The sequence below is a fragment of the Nocardia sp. NPDC059764 genome, from assembly GCF_042732555.1.
In the GTDB taxonomy this organism is placed as follows: Bacteria; Actinomycetota; Actinomycetes; order Mycobacteriales; family Mycobacteriaceae; genus Nocardia.
In genome coordinates this window covers 1-15956 of record NZ_JBHWHH010000169.1, presented here as the reverse complement: position 1 = coordinate 15956, position 15956 = coordinate 1, and the positions used below count along the sequence as shown (strand labels likewise).

The following is a 15956-nucleotide window of genomic DNA, read 5'->3' as shown; positions in this document are numbered from 1 at the left end:
GTGCCGCCCGGGCCGCCCGTGGGCGCGCCCCCGACCACCGTGCTGCCGACCGGCGGCCCGGCCGGTCCGGCGACGACGATGCTGCCGGGCGGCACCCCGCCGCCGCCCGCCCGCAATACCGATCCGACTGTGCGGCAGACCAATCCCGGCCGCCCGAACACCACGTCGATCCCGGCCTACATCACCGGCTCCTTCCCGGCGGCCGAGGATCCCTCGCCGTCGAGCGATCTGCCGATCATCACGCCCTCGGACCCGACCCGGGTGCGGGTCAGCGACTTTCACTACACGCCGCTGCCGCCGGATGCCCAGCAGCAGGCGGTGTGGGGTCACGCGCAGGCGCAGCAGCGGGACTTCCCGTACGCGCCGGCGCCCGATCCCTCGCTGTATCCGACCTCCGAGCACGCCATCGTCCAGCCCGAGCCCCGGGAGCCGGGGCGGCGGCGCAAGCGGTCGGTGGCGGCGCCGGTGTCGATCGCCGTGCTGGTGGTGGCGCTGGCCGCGATCGCCGGTGCGATCGGCTGGCAAGTCCTCGACCGCTCCGGCAACGAAACACCCATAACGACGGCAGCCCAGGGTGTTCCGGGAACCACGCCGCCGCGCTCACAGCAGACGAGCCCGGCGGCGCCCACCACGACATCCGACGCGGTCCAGCTGCCGGCGGGTGCTACGCCGTGTCCACCGACGTATGCGGCGCTGGGCGGCTTCGCCAATTCCGCGATCGGGAACACGGTCACGTCCTGTCCTTTCGCGGAGGCGGTTCGCCGGTCTTATGCCGATACGGCTACAGGCCGGGCGGGGTCGCCGGTTACTGTGGTGGCAGTGAGTCCGGTGACGGGCCGGTCTTACACGATGAACTGCACGGCCGCAGGCAAATTGGTGACCTGCGCTGGTGGTGAGAACGCGGTGGTGTATGTCTACTGATCCAATCCCGGCCTGTTGCAAGGGTTTTGTGCGCGGGCTGGCGGTGGCGGCTGTCCTGGCCGTGTCCGGGTGTGGTGTGAATGTCGGTGCGGTGCACCACTCTTCGGCGCAGGCGGATGAGATCAAGCCGGTCGGGGACAGCTCGAAGCTGGACTCCCCGCCCCAGATTGCGCCCGAAATGCCCGAACTGTTCGGATTGCCGAAAACCATTGCGTTCGCGGCGGATTTCGCCGAGCTGAAGGCCGGCATGGAGGGCCGGATCGGCCTCGCGGTGATGCCGGTCGGCGGCGGCGACATGACCCAGCTGGGTGACTGGACCACCGGCATCGCCTGGTCCACCATCAAGGTGCCGCTGGCCCTGGCCGCGCTGCGCCACGACCCCACCGGCATGCGCTCCACCGCCGAGGCCGCCATCACCTTCTCCGACAATGACGCGGCGCAGACGCTGTGGACCTCACTGGGCACCGGCAGCGAGGCCGCCGACGCGGTCGAGTCGATCCTGCGCGAGGCCGGCGACGTCGCCACCGATGTCGCCGCCCGCCACACCAAGCTGGCCGCACTGGGATCCGACGATCTGCTCGCCTTCGGCGCGACCGACTGGTCACTGGCCGACCAGGTGCACTTCGCCTCCCGGCTGCCCTGCCTGCCGCGCGCCAATTCCGTTGTCTCGCTGATGAGTGAGATCACCCCCAGCCAGAGCTGGGGCCTGGGCCGGCTGATCGGCGCCGAATTCAAGGGCGGCTGGGGTCCCGACGACGACACCGGCAAATACACCGTCCGCCAGTTCGGCCTCGTCCCGACACTGAACGGGCCGGTGGCGGTGGCGCTGGCGGCCGAACCCGACTCGGGCAGTTTCGATGACGCCACCGACATGATGGACAAGCTGGCGCTGCTGGTCGGCGACCACCTGCCCGACCTACGCGGCGGACTCTGCTCGCGCTGACCCGTTTCGGCTCACACTGACGCCTTTCGGCCGTGCGGCCACCGAAAACCACCCATACCCACGGCATTTGACCCCCGTCGTCCAGGAGCACGACAATCCCTGAGATTGACGGGGTTCCGGTGCGTCCGCTAGGAACAGGGAACGCGCCGGACGCCGGGGCAGATGGAGGTTTGACGGGTGCACGCACCGATTTCACGCGGACGGCGACTCGCCCGGACCGCCGGTCGCGGCGCCCTGGTGTTGCTCCTCGGCGCCTTGACGGCCTGCAGCAGCAAACCCGTACTGGTGCCGGACAAGACGAGCACCGCGGCGACGCCCGGAGCCACCGTCCCGGCCACCGCGATCGCACTGCCGGGCACCCTGGCCTGGGATTTCGCCAACGAGCTGAAGCCGTCGCTGTCGGGCAGGGTGGGGCTGGCCATCACCCCGGTGGGCAGCGATCGCACGGTGGCGCTGGGCGATTGGAGCTCGGGACCGGGCTGGTCGACCATGAAGGTGCCGCTCACCCTGGCCGCGCTGCGCAAGAGCTCGTCCAACCAGACGGCCGCGATCAATGCCATCGAGTACTCCGACAACAGCGCGGCCGACACCCTGTGGCAGGCGCTGGGCTCGCCCGATGTCGCCGCCCAGACCGTCCAGGACGTGCTACGCGAGGGTGGCGACACCGACACCACGGTGCCCGCCACCCGCACCCGATCCGACTACTCGGCCTTCGGACAGGCCGACTGGTCGCTGGCCAATCAGGTCAAATTCGCGGCCAAACTGCCCTGTCTGCCCGAATCCGACGCGGTCACCTCGCTGATGAGCAAGGTCAGTTCCGGTCAGCGCTGGGGGCTGGGCACGCTGGAAGGGGCCGAGTTCAAGGGTGGCTGGGGCCCCGACACCAGCGGGAACTACCTGGTCAGGCAGCTGGGCCTGATTCCCACCGCGGGCGGGCAGATCGCCATCGCGATTGCCACCCAGCCCAATTCGGGCTCCTTCGACGAGGGCACCGTCATGCTCACCAAGGTCGCCACCCTGATCGGCAAGCACCTCGACGAGCTCCGGGGCGGCGTCTGCGCGGCGGGCTAGCGGCCCGGCCGAACCGCCGCGAACCGTAACCGGCGGTTCACGGGGGTGCAGCCCACGGACCACCGATCTCAGGGCAAGATGGGGTCCATGCGCATCGGAGTCTTGACCGGAGGCGGAGACTGCCCAGGCCTGAATGCCGTGATCCGTGCTGTCGTTCGCACCGCGAACGGCCGCTGGGGAGACGCCATCGTGGGATTCCAGGACGGCTGGCGCGGACTACTCGAGGATCGCAAGATCCAGATCCTCAACAACGACCGCACCGACCGGCTGCTCACCAAGGGCGGCACCATGCTCGGCACCGCGCGCACCAATCCGGATGTCCTGCGCGCCGGACTCCCCCGCATCAAGCAGACCCTCGACGACAACGGCATCGACGCGCTCATCCCCATCGGCGGCGAGGGCACCCTCACGGCCGCCTCCTGGCTGGCCGACGAGGGCGTCCCCGTGGTGGGCGTGCCCAAGACCATCGACAACGACATCGACTGCACCGACACCACCTTCGGCCACGACACCGCGGTCGCCATCGCCACCGAGGCCATCGACCGGCTGCACACCACCGCCGAATCCCACCAGCGCGTCATGCTGGTCGAGGTGATGGGGCGGCACGCGGGCTGGATCGCCATCAACTCCGGCATCGCCGCCGGCGCCCACCTCACCCTGGTGCCCGAGGTGCCGTTCGACGTGGACGAGGTCTGCGCCATGGTGAAACGGCGCTTCCAGCGCGGGGATTCGCACTTCATCTGCGTGGTCGCCGAGGGCGCGCACCCCGATCCGGAGTCCATGACGCTGCGCGACGGCGGCATCGACGAGTTCGGGCACGTCCGGTTCACCGGGGTCGCCCAGCAGCTGGCGCCGGAGATCGAGCGGCGCATCGGCAAGGAGGTCCGGGTGACCGTGCTCGGGCACGTGCAGCGCGGCGGCACGCCGACGCCGTATGACCGGGTGCTGGCCACGCGATTCGGCGTGCACGCGGCGGAAGCCGTGCACGCCGGGCAATTCGGGCAGATGGTGGCGTTGCACGGCACCGAGATCGCGCTGGTGCCGCTGTCGGAGGCCACCAAACAGCTGAAGCTGGTGCCGCAGGACCGGTATCGGGAGGCCGCCGCCTTCTTCGGCTGAGCCGGAACGGCTCTCACGGCCCTCGCACGCGACCGTGCGAGGGCCGTTTCGCGTCCCGGGGAGAACCGCTCAGTCGTCGCGATGCTGGGCGTAGTGGCGGGCCGCGCGGGCGCGATTGCCGCAGGCCACCGAGCACCATTCCTGGCGTGGATGAGATTTCACGAAGTACCGCACGCAGCGCGGGGCGGGGCAGACGCGGATCTGCTCGGCCTGCGGTCCGCCGAAGAACTCGATGACGGCATCGGCCAATCCGGCCTTGACCGTGTCCAGTTCGGTCTTCGTGAGCAGCCGGTATTCGAGACGCCGCCCCTCGCTGTCCCATTCGAGCAGCCGCAGCGCCGGGGCGGCGGCGTGGTTGATCGCGGCCAGCGACTCGGGAAACGGCGGCAGCACGGTGGCATCGGCGGAGCTGGGCGGGTGCGGCGCAACGTATTCCGCGAACAGCGCGCGCACGTGCTGGCGCAGGTCCACCAGGGCGGCGCGGTCGTCCTCGGTGGGCAGGTAGGCCTCGAGGTCCACGTACATGCCGACGTCGGCGGCATGGGCGACCAGCCATTCCCGGGTGGACTCACGGGTGCCGAAGGCGTCCGTCAGACCGCGACTGGTGGCGCGGATGGTGTTCGCCAAACGAAGTGCCAAGGGATCGACCATGACTCGATTCTAACGGGTATTGATTTCCGAAGCCATGATGTTCTAACGTATGAAAACACGCTCTTCCGTTAGAAAGTTGGGACGTCATGATCACTCCGATCGAGCAAGCACCCCTGTTGGACGAGGTCCGCAAGCGCATGGGCCGGGTGCCGAACATGACCAAGGTGATGGCGAACGCGCCCGTGGTACTGGAGGGTTACCTCGGGCTGGCCGGCGCACTGAAGAAGGGCACGCTGCCCGCCCCGACCTCGGAGCGCATCGCGCTCACCGTCGGCGCGGCCAACGACTGCGGCTACTGCGTCGCCGCCCACACCTTCACCGGCAAGCGGGTCGCCAAGCTCAGCACCGAGGAGATCGAGGCCGCCAAGCAGGGCACCTCGGCGGACGCGAAGGAGGCCGCGGCCGTGGCCTTCGCCCGCGAGCTGACCGAGAGCCGCGGCAAGGCCGATCCGGCCGAGGCGCTGGCCGCGGGCTGGACCCAGGAGCAGGTGCTCGAAATCGTGGCCCTGGTCGCCCTGCAGACCTTGACCAACTACGTCAACAAGGTCGGCGAGACCGAAAACGACTGGCCCGCCGCGTAATTTGTCCCATTCATGGCGTGATCGGCCCCCTCGGGGGCCGCACGCGAATACCTAAGGTCGACACTCATGAACGGCGTCAAGTCCCCCAGCCTGATCGACGCGCAGGTGCTGCGCTCCCTGCTGCACAACGGCATCGTGGTCCGCGCGGTCGCGCTGGCCGTGGCCACCATCGTGCTGCTCGCCATCCACCACCCCACCTGGGTCCCCTACGCGGTCAGCGGTTACGCCATCTGGAACGCCGCCGCGGTCACCCTCAACTCCGCCCGCGCCGCCGCGCGCGCCGCCTGAACGCGACCGAAAGCGGCCCGCGCGCAACCTCAGTGGTCGAATCGCCCCGCGGCCACGGCGGTGGTGAAACGATCCCAATCCGCCGGCGGGAACACCAGCGCCGGACCACCGGGATTCTTGCTGTCCCGCACCCCGACACCGCCGGCCAGGAACGCGATCTCCACGCATTCCTTGGCCCCGGTGCTGCGGGCGCTCTTGAACCACCGGACGCCGGGTTCGACGGTCACGTCGCGTACTCCTTCGCCGCCCTCCGCAGGAGGTCTCTGCTCGTCGTCTCGTCCAGCGCGGCGCGCTGAATCGCTTGGTAGGCCTCGCGGTAGCGATCGACCGCGGCCTGCTTCTCCAGGTAGAGATCGCCGAGAAAGTTCTCCAGGTAGACGACCGTGGGTTCGACGGGCCGGCTACCCGCGTCATGGCCGAAATCCAGGATCACGAACGGGCCCACGGTGTGGCCGATCGGCACCCCCGCCGAGAAGGGTAGTACACGAACAGCGATCGTCGGCAGAGTCGACATGTCGGCCAGCCGCCGCAGCTGCCCCGCCATGACGCGCGGACCGCCGACAACGCGATGCAGTGCGGTTTCGTGGACCACCACATCGAAGTGCGCGGGACTTCGCTTGCGCGTCAAGAGGCTTTGACGACGCGTCTTCAACTGCACCCGGCGGTCGAGTTGGTCACTTGCAGCATCCGGCCAGTAATCATTGATCAGGACCCGTGCGTACTCGGCGGTCTGCAGCAGGCCGGGAATGATCTCCGGCTGGTAGGAGATGAGGCTGCGGGCCGAAGCCTCCAGGCCCACATACACATTGAAACCCTCGGGTATCAGATCGTCGTACTCGTGCCACCACGACTTGACGCTGGTCTGTTGCGCGAGGCCGGTCAGGGCCGAACAGAATTCGTCGTCGAAGTCGTAGATCCGACACAATTCGCGGACATCGAGAACCCGGATCTTCTCGGCATTTCCGGTTTCCAGACGCTGCAGTTTGGACTCACTCCACTCCATCAGGGCGGCGGCCTCGGCAATCGTCATATTGCACTGCATCCGGCCTTCCCGCAGGTACCTGCCCAGCTGCCGGCGCGGCAAAGTCGAACCATGATCGGACATCGAATCCTCCCCCACGAAGGCTGTTTTCGGTCACTGCGAATGATGCTCCCACGCGATATGAATGCTGACCTGGAGCTTTCGGAAAGTTTCCCACCGCGGGCGGGCAGGGATTGTCGGTTCGCCGAAACGGTGCTGGACTGGAGTCGCGCCCGGTGAGAACCGGAGCCCTGATATCTCTGGACCCACTCGTCCCCGAGCCGGGCGCACCCAATCCCCCGTGCCGACCTCCGAGATCGGGTGTGACAGGGACCCGATTGCGGCGTAGCGCGCAAGGAATCTCGGTAGGCTTGTGTGGGCCCGGCGCACCAGCGCCGCACGCCGAGCGCCAGCGCCGGACCGCGAACTGTCCAGCCCCCTGCGCTGCCCCCCGGTGGACACCATGATGTATCTGTTCGACTGCACAATGGACCCCGGCGACCTGGGCCTGCCCCAGGCCCATCAAGCCATGCAGATCCACAAGTTCTGCACCGTGGACAACTGCCTGGTCCGCCGCCGAGCCCGCCAAATCCTCGTCGACAAAGGGCAAATGGTCCTCGGCGACCGCGCCCGACATCCCTAGCCCGACACCACCACGACGGCCACGGCCACCAGCAGCACCAGCGCCAACACCGCGAGCCCCAGCACCACCAGCGCGGTGGCCTGCGAGGCTCCGGCCCGCTGCCCGGCCGCCGGAACCGCCGGCGGCCGCACCGGCCCGACCCCGAACGGCGGCGGACCGAATCCCTGATGCCCCGGCATCCCCACCGGTCCGGCTACCGCCCGCTCGACAGCACCACTCGAAACCGGTTCGGCCACAACGAACTCCGCCGCGAGCGCGGCCCGCACCGCGCCTCCGGCGGCCTGATTCGCGCCCGCGGGCACGAACGCGCCCGAATCCGGGTGCCGCGACATCCCGCCCGCCTCGTCCTCGCCGCGGACCACCGTCTCCGGCGCATGCTCGGCCACGCCGTCACCGGCCGACTCATCATCGGGCCGGTTCGCCGCGTCACCGCCGGTCGATCCGGACTCCTCCCCCACGGCCGTCGGCGAATCCTCCACCGCCGTCTCGAGATCCGCCGAATCGGATGATTCCGACGCCGACTCCACCCCCCGCACCACCGGTTCGGGCTCCTCCCCCGAAGGGGCCGCCGAAACCACCGGCTGCGGAACGACATCGGTCGGCCGCTGCCACACCTCGTCCCCGGAAGGCTGCGGCCGATACCGCGGCCCCGACCCGACCTGATCGCCGGTTCCGGACGGCGGCCGGCCCGGGACCTGTTGCGCCGCCGGATGACCGGCACCGCCGGGCTGCGACGGTCCCTGAACCTGGACCTCCGGCTGCCCCGCGGCCTGCGGCGGGTACCCGGGGAAAGACGGCGCGCCCGCGGGCGCCGATTGCGGCGGCGCGGAACAACCCGCGGCGGCGGATTCCGGTACCTGCGGGTAGGGGCGAACGGTCGGGCCTGAGCCGACGCGGTCCGCGTCCTGCGATACCGGGGGGACCGGTGCGGCCGGTTGGGCGGGCGCGGGATACGCGGAGGGCCCGGCCGGGGACGGCGGCGGTACCGGATAGGCCGGTCCCACCGGGGGTGGGAGGACGGGCTGGCCGGACTGGGGTTGCGAGGCAGGGTAATTGGGAGCGGCGGCCGGTTGCGGGGAGTTCGGTGCGACCGGCTGGGGCGCCGGGAAGTTGGGTGCGGCCGGCGGGGGCTGGGCGGCGGACGGCGGCACCGGGTAGGGCTGCTGGTTCGCCGGGACCGCCGAGGGCGGGTAGGCGGCGGGCGGGGCCTGGTACGGCGGGGCGGGGTAGGGCTGGGCGTAGTTCGGTTGGGGGGCGGGTGGGTTGGGGTACGTGGGGTGCTGGGCCGGGGGGCCGGAGAGGGCTCGGCGGGCGGCCTTGGCGAAGTCGGTGCAGGTGGGGAAGCGGTCGGCGGGGCGTTTGGCCATGGCCTTGGTGAGGACGGCGTCCATGGCCGGGGAGAGGCCGGGGCGGCGGAGACTGACCGGGGGCGGGAGGAGCTGGAGGTGGCCGCGGATCAGTTCGCCGGGATGGGGGGAATCGAAGGGGCCGACGCCGATCAGGAGCCAGTAGAGGGCGCAGGCCAGGGAGTACTGGTCGGTGGTCGGGTCGAGGTGGGCGCCGGTCATCTGTTCGGGCGAGGCGTAGGCCAGGGTGGCGGTGAACATTCCGGCCTGGGTGAGGTGGGTGGAGTCCTCGCGCAGGCGGGCGATGCCGAAGTCGGTGAGGAAGACGCGTTCGCCGTGGCCGGCGACGGCGCGGGCCAGAATGATGTTGGCGGGCTTCACATCCCGGTGCAGGACGCCCATGCCGTGCGCGTAGTCCAGGGCGTCGGCGACGCCCTCGATCACCTGCACCGCGCGCTCCGGGGGCAGCGTGGCCACGTTCACGCCCGCCGCGTCCACCCCGTCCACGTACTGCATGGAGATCCACAGCATCTCGTTCTCGGTGCCGCGGTCGTACACCTCCACGATATTGGGGTGGTCCAGCCGCGCGACCAGATCCGCCTCGCGCTCGAATCGGGCGCGGATCTCGGTGTCCGCGTACAGTTCCCGGTTCAGCAGCTTCAGTGCCGTCAGCTTGCCCAGGCGCGGATGCCGGGCCAGATACACCGAGCCCATCCCGCCCTGACCAAGCAGTCGTTCGATGGTGAACCCGGCGAACACGTCACCGCCATTCAGCACTGTCCACGACCCCCTTCCGGTGACGTACAAATCCGTGAGCCTACCCGCCGAAACGCTGTCGGGGCAGGTCAGCCGGGGGTCACCAGTCCGGATTCGTAGGCCAGCACCACCGCCTGCGCCCGATCGCGCAGGTTCAGTTTGGTGAACACCTTCGACACGTGGGTCTTCACGGTTTGTTCCGCCACGAACAGGCTTTCGGCGATCTCGGCATTGGACATGCCGCGCGCCACCAGTTCCAGCACCTCCCGCTCGCGCGGGGTGAGCACCGTCAGTTGCGGGGCGGGCGCGCGCCGGGTGCGGCGGCTGGTGACGTCGGCGATGAGCCGGCGCGTCACCGTCGGCGCGAGCAGCGCGTCCCCGGCGGCCACCACCCGCACGGCGCGCACCAGTTCCTCGGCGGGCGCGTCCTTGAGCAGGAAGCCGCTGGCGCCGATGCCGAGCGCCTCGTACACGTAGTCGTCGATGTCGAAGGTGGTGAGCATGAGCACCCGCACCGGCGGGTCGAATCCGGCGTCGAGAATCACCTTGGCCGCGTCGAGCCCGTTCATCTCGGGCATGCGCACGTCCATGAGCACCACGTCCGGCCGCAGCCGTTTCGCTTCGGCCACAGCGGCTTTCCCGTCCGGGGCGTCACCGATCACGCTGATGTCGGGCTGCGCGGCCAGCAATGCCCCGAACCCCTGCCGCACCATCGCCTGGTCGTCGGCGATCAACACGGTTATCGCCACAGTCCCACCTCACGCACGCAACCGAGTTTGCCATGCCGGGGGCGGAACGGCCGTCACGAAGACAACTTCGCACCCCCGGCCGGGTAGGGACCGGGATTACAGCGTGACCGGGGTGAGGGCGGTCAAGGGCAGCCGGGCGTGAACCTCGAAGCCGCCGTCGGGCCGGGGTCCGGCGGTGAGCACGCCGCCGACCGCCGCCGCGCGGGTCTGCATGCCCGCGATACCGGAGCCCGCGGCGGCGGAGTGGTCGCCGGTGCGGACCGCGATCGGGCGATCATTGCCGACGATCAGGGTGAGTTCGTGCGTGCAGGCGATGTGCACCCGCACCGCCGCGCCCGGCGCGTGCCGCGAGGCATTGGCCAGCGACTCCTGCACGATCCGGTACAGCGCCAGCCCGGTCGTCTCCAGCACCGCGCCGAGCTCGCCGTCGACGGTCCAGGTGAGCGGCACCCCGGCCCGCTGCGCGCCCTCCAACAGGCCCGGCAGGTCCGCGGCGGAGGGCTGCGGCGCGTGCTCGGGCAGCTGCCCATCGCTGCGCAGCACGCCCAGCATGCCGCGAATCTCGTTGAGCGCGGCCCGCGCACCCGTCCCGATGGATTCGAATTCGGCGCGGGCCTCGGCCGAGAGCCCGTCGATCCGGTAGGGCGCGGTCTGCGCCTGCACCACCACCATCGACATGTGGTGGGCCACCACGTCGTGCAGGTCGCGGGCGATGCGGGCCTTCTCCTCCAGGATCGCGCGCCGGGCCCGCTCCAGCTCGGTCTCCTCCTCCGACTTCAGCAGCGCCCGCCGCGACAGCACCACCCACCGGATGAGCAGGCCGAACACCACGAGGCCGGTGATGGCCAGCGGCCAGCCGAAACCGGACTCGGCGAAACTGTCGCCGGTCTGGGCCATGGCGGTGGCGAACAGCAGCGAGGTCGACAGCCACACCACGCCCACGATCCGGATGGGCGCGCGCACCGCCACCGCGAACACCAGGGCGAACAGCGCCAGAATGTGCACCACCTGGAACGGGATGGTGTTTCCCGGCTGATGCGGCACGGCCAGCGTGATCAGCAGCGCCGACCCGGCCGAAACCGCCCATCCCAGTGGCGGATTCACCCGCACCAGCAGGATCGGGAACGCCGCGAACCCGGCGATGAACGGCGCGGCGGCCGCGGGCACCTTGTGGGTCAGATGCAGTGTCGGCCACGCCACCGCGATGAAGATGAGCGCGAGCAGCACCGTGAACCCGTCGAACCACTGCCGCGCCCGTGCCACCCGGGCCTGCCCTGACAACTTTCCACCCATGGCATCGACGGTAGAGACTCCGCCCGCCCCCCACCTCATACCCCTGAGTGATCTCCCACCCCCTACCCCGGTACGACACCGGCACGGGTGTCCCCCACACCGCCCACGACGCAACCGCCCCACAGGCTGACGCCCCGGTCGGAGGCCGATTCCTAGCGTCGATCCCATGAGAGCGTTCCCGACTTCCCGCAGGAATTCGCCCCGTTCCGCCTCGCCTGTCATCCGGTCACACGACGCCGCCGGGCTCCACCGCTACGGCGCGCTCGCGGCCGCGGCCGCGGTCGTGTGCACGGTCGGCGTCGCGTTCGCCCCGGCGGCCGGAGCGGCGGCCGGCCTGCCGCGCCACCCCGAGAACTCGTCGGCCCGAGCGGGCCTGCTGGAGTCGATCGCCGCCCGGCCGAACTCCACCGCGATCCCCGACGACTTCGCGGCCACCGCCGGGTACCGCCCCGTCGTCGAGGCGGGCATGCTCCTCAACCCGGAGGGTGACTGCTCCTCCCCCATCCCCCTGCCCGCCGAATTCGACCTGGCCTGCAAATCCCACGACCTCGGCTACGACCTGCTGCGCTACGCCGCCGCCCACGGCCAGCCGCTGGGCCCGTGGGCCCGCCAATCCGTGGACGCCGCACTGGAACAGCGCATGCACACCGCCTGTGCGGCCCGCGAGGACGCGGTGTCGCGCGCCCACTGCCAGGTCATGGCGACGATCGCCGCGACGGCCGTCGACCTGAACTCCATCCGCCAGGACTACGGCAGCCCCGTCTACGAGCCGTTCTTCGAGCACACCGGCGCAGACCCCACACCCGCCGCCCTCGTCGCGGCCGGCGTCGGAATCGCCGGACTGGCCTCCGCGGCAACCGTTCTGGTGCGCCGCGCCCGCTCCCGCCGGGGCACAGCGGCTCGGGAACGCGACTTCGCGATCGCCGGTAGCGTCTCGGCGGTGGCACTGTGATCCCCGCCGGGCACGCCGCTCGTCGCGTGCGCCTCGAGCGGGTGCGTACGGATGCGACCCTCGCGCTGCGGAAGTCGAGCGATCGCACCGAACCGACGCCGGGCGACGCTCCGACGGGGAGACGTGGTGCCGCCGTGCCGCGGTCTCGTGGGGCCTCGGGGTGGACATGGTTCCACGCGCCGCGGGTCGGGACGAGCGCGGCGGTGGCGGGCGGGACACTGGCGTCGCTGGCGCCGGGGCTGCTGCCGCGCACCCCGTCGGCGCAGGCGATCGTGACCGCGCTGCTGGTGCTGATCGGGCTGGCGGTGGCGGGGATCGTCCGGATGATGTTGCGCTGGACTCGGTTCGGGGTGGAGCGGCTGACGCGGTGGCGGGTTCCGGTGGCGGTCGCGGGGACCGGTCTGGTCGGGGGTGCGATGGGGTATGCCGAGCATTGGCAGAACTCGCTGCGGAATGCCATGGGGGTCGGGGGTATCGGGCCGGGGTACTGGGTGCAGTGGCTGGCGTGGACGGTGCCGATCGTGGCGCTGGTGGTGGGTCTGGCGCACGGGGTGCGGTGGGTGGTGCGGCGATTGGGGCGGGCGCGGAGTGTCGCGGCGGCGGTGGCGCTGGGCGTGGCGGCGCAGCTGCTGGTGGTGCCGAGCGTGGTGGAGTGGCGGCGGGCGGCGTACGCGGCGGCGGATTCGTTCGTGGATCCGGAGTTGGTGCAACCGGATTCACCGACCCGGTCGGGGAGTCCGGTGTCGATGGCGAGCTGGCCGTCGCTGGGAGCGCAGGGGCGGCGGTTCGTGGCGGGGACGCCGGCGCGGGCGGTGCGGGTGTACGTCGGGTTGAACTCGGCGACGGGGCTGGAGGCGCGGGTGGCGCTGGCGGTGCGGGAGCTGGAGCGGACGGGTGGATTCGAACGGCGGAATCTGGTGGTGACCGTGCCGACCGGGTCGGGGTGGATCGACAGCGATGCCGCCAAGGGACTGGACGCGCGGTTCGGCGGGGATGTGGCGCTGGTCGGATTGCAGTACTCGGACGCGCCCAGCTGGGTCACCTTCGTCTTCGGGCGCGATGCCGCCGAGGAGTCGGCGCGGGCCCTGTTCCTTGCTGTCGAACAACGGATTTCGACGCTGCCGGATCCGCCGAAGCTCTACATCTACGGGCAGAGCCTGGGCGCGCTCGGCGGCAGCGCGGTGTTCACCGATGACGCCGATCTGGACCGCCGTACCTGCGGCGCGCTCTGGGCGGGCCCGCCGGGCGGGCAGGTGCGGCACGGGCGGGCGGCGGTGCTGGCCAATGCCTCCGATCCGGTGGTGCACTGGTCACCGTCCCTGCTGTGGCGCGCACCGGATCTCGCCGGCACCCGGCCGGATGCTCCGGTCCCGCCGTGGTTTCCGGTGGTGAGCTTCCTGCAGACCTCCGCCGACCTGCTGGGCGCGCTGGACGCCCCGGCCGGTCACGGGCACCGCTACGGCGTGGACCAGGGCACGGTGCTGCCGGGCTGCTGAGTCGGTTCGCGGACCTCGCGGGTGAAGTCCGCGACCAGCCGGTCGATGGCGGCGGCCGCGTCGAGCCGAGCCCGCCAGACCTCCGGAATGGCGCCCGCGCCCAGGCGGGCCCCGAGCAGCGCACCGCAGATGGACCCGGTGGAGTCGCTGTCCCCGGAGTGGTTGACCGCCAGCAGCACGCCGTTGCGGAAGATCTCCTCCGGTGTGCCGCCGACGTTCTCGGCGCACACCGCCGCGCACACCGCCAGCGCGAGGGCCTCGGACCCGATGACGCCGCTGCCCAGTCGTTCCAGCAGTCCGGGCGCGGGCATGGGCCGTCCCCGGAAGGCGACGGTGTCGGCCAGCCGCACGGCCGCGTCGAGCGCCTCGGAGGTCTCCTCGTGGTTCCGGTTCCGGACCAGCTGCGCGCGGGCCTGTTCCACCGCGGTCCGCACGTCCAGTCCCCGGCCCAGCCCGTATACGGTGGCCGCGAAGGCGCCCGCGGGCAGCCAGCCGCTCGGGTTGCCGTGGGTGAGGGCCGCCGCGTCGCAGGCCAATTCGAAGGCGTGCTCGAGCGACGGCGTGAATCCGCAGGGCGCCGAACGCACCACGGCCGCGCAGCCCTTGGAGTCGTTGATCGGATGATCGCGGGTGCCCAGCGGGGTGCCCGGGCGCTGCCGGGCGGCCGCGCGCAGCATGGCTGAGATGGTGGTCTGGGTGGGACCCCGGTAGGTCATCAGCTCCGGGTACACGGTCAGCCCGCTCTGCAACGGCACCGGCTGTTCGGGCACGGCGGCCTGACCCTGCCCGCGCAGCCACACCAGCAGGTTCTCCTGGATCATGCCGACGGCCGCGGCATTGCCGCGAGCCCGCACGCGCGCGCTGCGGATCAGCGCCTCCATGGTGAACAGCGTCAGCTGGGTCTCGTCGGAGATGCGGCCCTTGTAGCCGCCGCCCTCTCCGGTGACGCCCTGATTCCCGTAGCGCAGCTGGATGTTCCGCAGCAGCATGGTCTCGATCGGCGCGCCCAGCGCGTCCCCGATGGCGCCGCCGAACAGGCAGCCGCGCACGGTGTCCTCGCGGGGCAGTCGGTCGGCGGCCAACGCGCGAGGCCGCCGCACCAGGGACACCGGTTCGGCCACCGTCTCCCATGCGGCCCGCGCGAATTCGTAGCAGGTCTCGTAGCGGTCGCGCGGGTCCTTGGACAGCGCGCGTCGCAGCACCGCGTCCAGTTCGGCGGGGACCTCACGCCGGAACTGGCCGGCGGACGGCGGCGGGGACTGCAGATGGCCGAGCATGACGGTCGCGATGTTCGGCGCGTCGAAGGGCCCATGCCCGGTGAGCAGCCGGAACAGGGTGCAGGCCAAGGAGTACTGGTCCGAGCGCGGCCCCATGGGCGCGGAGGTCAGCTGCTCCGGGGAGGCGTAGGCGAGGGTGGCGTTGAGCATGCCGGTGCGGGTCAGGTGCGCGGTGTCGTCGAGCACCCGCGCGATGCCGAAGTCGCTGAGCAGGACCCGTTCGGCGAAGCCGGTGCCGATGCCGCCGGAGCGCGACAGCAGCAGGTTGGCGGGCTTCACGTCGCGGTGCAGGACGCCGCGGGCGTGCGCGTAATCCAGTGCGGCCGCGGTCTGCACGATGATCTCGACCGCCCGGTCCGGGGGCAGATCGAAGGGGTCGATGGACGCGCCGTCAACGCCGTCCACGTACTGCATGGCGATCCACAGCTGCTCGCCCTCGTCACCACGGTCGAAGACGGTGATGATGTTGGGGTGGTCGAGCTGGGAGATCACATCGGCCTCGCGCTCGAAGCGCTGCCGGGTCTCGTTGTCGCCGAACATCTCCCGGTGCAGCAGTTTGAGCGCGATCAGCCGCGGGAGCCGAGGGTGGCGGGCCGCGTAGACCGAACCCATTCCGCCACGGCCCACTTCGCGCTCGATCACGTAGCCCGCGAAGACTTCGCCGCGTCGCAACAACTCCCCCGCCTCTCCGGGACTTCAGCGGACAGCTGCGAGCCGTACAGGTTGGCAGTCCGTGCCTTCGTTGGGTGCCGAAACAATTTGGGGGGTACCCAACGAGTTACCCCGGTCGGCGCGAAATCAGTTGCTCTGTCGGGCAACGATTTCGCGCCCCCCGACGTGCGTCGGAGG

Annotated in this window: 15 protein-coding genes and 1 pseudogene; 9 read left to right on the top strand and 7 right to left on the bottom strand. The window is 70.8% G+C overall.

Going from position 1 to position 15956, the window contains the following annotated elements; all coding sequences use genetic code 11:
- The 4 genes and pseudogenes from ACFV4K_RS28515 to ACFV4K_RS28500 form a co-directional block, all read left to right on the top strand.
- Nucleotides 1–921, top strand: a pseudogene (locus ACFV4K_RS28515) (hypothetical protein); the annotation flags it as partial.
- 91 nt (nucleotides 922–1012) lie between these two features.
- A complete protein-coding gene (locus ACFV4K_RS28510) occupies nucleotides 1013–1864 on the top strand; it encodes a hypothetical protein (RefSeq protein ID WP_379279061.1) in 852 nt (283 codons plus the stop codon).
- Nucleotides 1865–2041: 177 nt separating this feature from the next.
- Nucleotides 2042–2935: a hypothetical protein gene (locus tag ACFV4K_RS28505; RefSeq protein ID WP_379279059.1), complete on the top strand. Its 894-nt coding sequence runs from the start codon at nucleotides 2042–2044 to the stop codon at nucleotides 2933–2935.
- A gap of 87 nt (nucleotides 2936–3022) precedes the next feature.
- Nucleotides 3023–4054: an ATP-dependent 6-phosphofructokinase gene (locus ACFV4K_RS28500; RefSeq protein WP_357279305.1), complete on the top strand. Its 1032-nt coding sequence runs from the start codon at nucleotides 3023–3025 to the stop codon at nucleotides 4052–4054.
- A gap of 69 nt (nucleotides 4055–4123) precedes the next feature.
- On the opposite strand, the gene ACFV4K_RS28495 is transcribed toward ACFV4K_RS28500, so the two are convergent.
- On the bottom strand, nucleotides 4124–4705 hold the full coding sequence (locus tag ACFV4K_RS28495; protein WP_379279057.1) for a CGNR zinc finger domain-containing protein: 582 nt from the start codon (nucleotides 4703–4705) through the stop codon (nucleotides 4124–4126).
- A gap of 86 nt (nucleotides 4706–4791) precedes the next feature.
- Between ACFV4K_RS28495 and ACFV4K_RS28490 the strand changes: the two genes are divergently transcribed.
- Together ACFV4K_RS28490 and ACFV4K_RS28485 are read left to right on the top strand one after the other, a co-directional pair.
- Nucleotides 4792–5286, top strand: a complete 495-nt coding sequence (locus tag ACFV4K_RS28490) for a carboxymuconolactone decarboxylase family protein (protein ID WP_357096115.1) — start codon at nucleotides 4792–4794, stop codon at nucleotides 5284–5286.
- A gap of 66 nt (nucleotides 5287–5352) precedes the next feature.
- Nucleotides 5353–5574 (top strand): hypothetical protein, encoded by a 222-nt coding sequence (locus ACFV4K_RS28485; RefSeq protein ID WP_357096117.1) that lies wholly within the window; start codon nucleotides 5353–5355, stop codon nucleotides 5572–5574.
- 29 nt (nucleotides 5575–5603) lie between these two features.
- Here the strand turns inward: ACFV4K_RS28485 and ACFV4K_RS28480 are convergent, their stop codons facing one another.
- Nucleotides 5604–5801 carry a DUF397 domain-containing protein gene (locus tag ACFV4K_RS28480; RefSeq protein WP_357096120.1) on the bottom strand — a complete coding sequence of 66 codons (198 nt, stop codon included), beginning with the start codon at nucleotides 5799–5801 and terminating at the stop codon, nucleotides 5604–5606.
- The gene (locus ACFV4K_RS28475) at nucleotides 5798–6679 is read right to left on the bottom strand and encodes a helix-turn-helix domain-containing protein (RefSeq protein WP_379279055.1); all 882 of its coding nucleotides are present in this window, start codon (nucleotides 6677–6679) and stop codon (nucleotides 5798–5800) included. Before ACFV4K_RS28475 ends, ACFV4K_RS28480 begins: the two co-directional genes overlap by 4 nt.
- 370 nt (nucleotides 6680–7049) lie before the next feature.
- On the opposite strand from ACFV4K_RS28475, the gene ACFV4K_RS28470 reads away from it, so the two are divergent.
- Entirely contained in the window at nucleotides 7050–7238 is a 189-nt protein-coding gene (locus tag ACFV4K_RS28470) for a hypothetical protein (protein ID WP_379279054.1), read from the top strand.
- Here ACFV4K_RS28470 and ACFV4K_RS28465 read toward each other — a convergent pair.
- From ACFV4K_RS28465 to ACFV4K_RS28455, 3 genes are all read right to left on the bottom strand, one after another.
- Nucleotides 7235–9361, bottom strand: a complete 2127-nt coding sequence (locus ACFV4K_RS28465) for a protein kinase (RefSeq protein WP_379279052.1) — start codon at nucleotides 9359–9361, stop codon at nucleotides 7235–7237. The genes ACFV4K_RS28470 and ACFV4K_RS28465 overlap by 4 nt on opposite strands.
- Before the next feature lie 68 nt (nucleotides 9362–9429).
- Entirely contained in the window at nucleotides 9430–10089 is a 660-nt protein-coding gene (locus ACFV4K_RS28460) for a response regulator (RefSeq protein ID WP_379279050.1), read from the bottom strand.
- A 96-nt stretch (nucleotides 10090–10185) separates the two neighbouring features.
- On the bottom strand, nucleotides 10186–11382 hold the full coding sequence (locus tag ACFV4K_RS28455; RefSeq protein ID WP_379279048.1) for a sensor histidine kinase: 1197 nt from the start codon (nucleotides 11380–11382) through the stop codon (nucleotides 10186–10188).
- A gap of 166 nt (nucleotides 11383–11548) precedes the next feature.
- Between ACFV4K_RS28455 and ACFV4K_RS28450 the strand changes: the two genes are divergently transcribed.
- Both ACFV4K_RS28450 and ACFV4K_RS28445 read left to right on the top strand, forming a co-directional pair.
- Nucleotides 11549–12334, top strand: a complete 786-nt coding sequence (locus tag ACFV4K_RS28450) for a hypothetical protein (RefSeq protein ID WP_379279046.1) — start codon at nucleotides 11549–11551, stop codon at nucleotides 12332–12334.
- Nucleotides 12335–12537: 203 nt separating this feature from the next.
- The gene (locus ACFV4K_RS28445; protein WP_379279044.1) at nucleotides 12538–13830 is read left to right on the top strand and encodes an alpha/beta-hydrolase family protein; all 1293 of its coding nucleotides are present in this window, start codon (nucleotides 12538–12540) and stop codon (nucleotides 13828–13830) included.
- On the opposite strand, the gene ACFV4K_RS28440 is transcribed toward ACFV4K_RS28445, so the two are convergent.
- Nucleotides 13791–15782 (bottom strand): ADP-ribosylglycohydrolase family protein, encoded by a 1992-nt coding sequence (locus ACFV4K_RS28440; protein WP_379279043.1) that lies wholly within the window; start codon nucleotides 15780–15782, stop codon nucleotides 13791–13793. The genes ACFV4K_RS28445 and ACFV4K_RS28440 overlap by 40 nt on opposite strands.
- Nucleotides 15783–15956 lie beyond the last annotated feature (174 nt).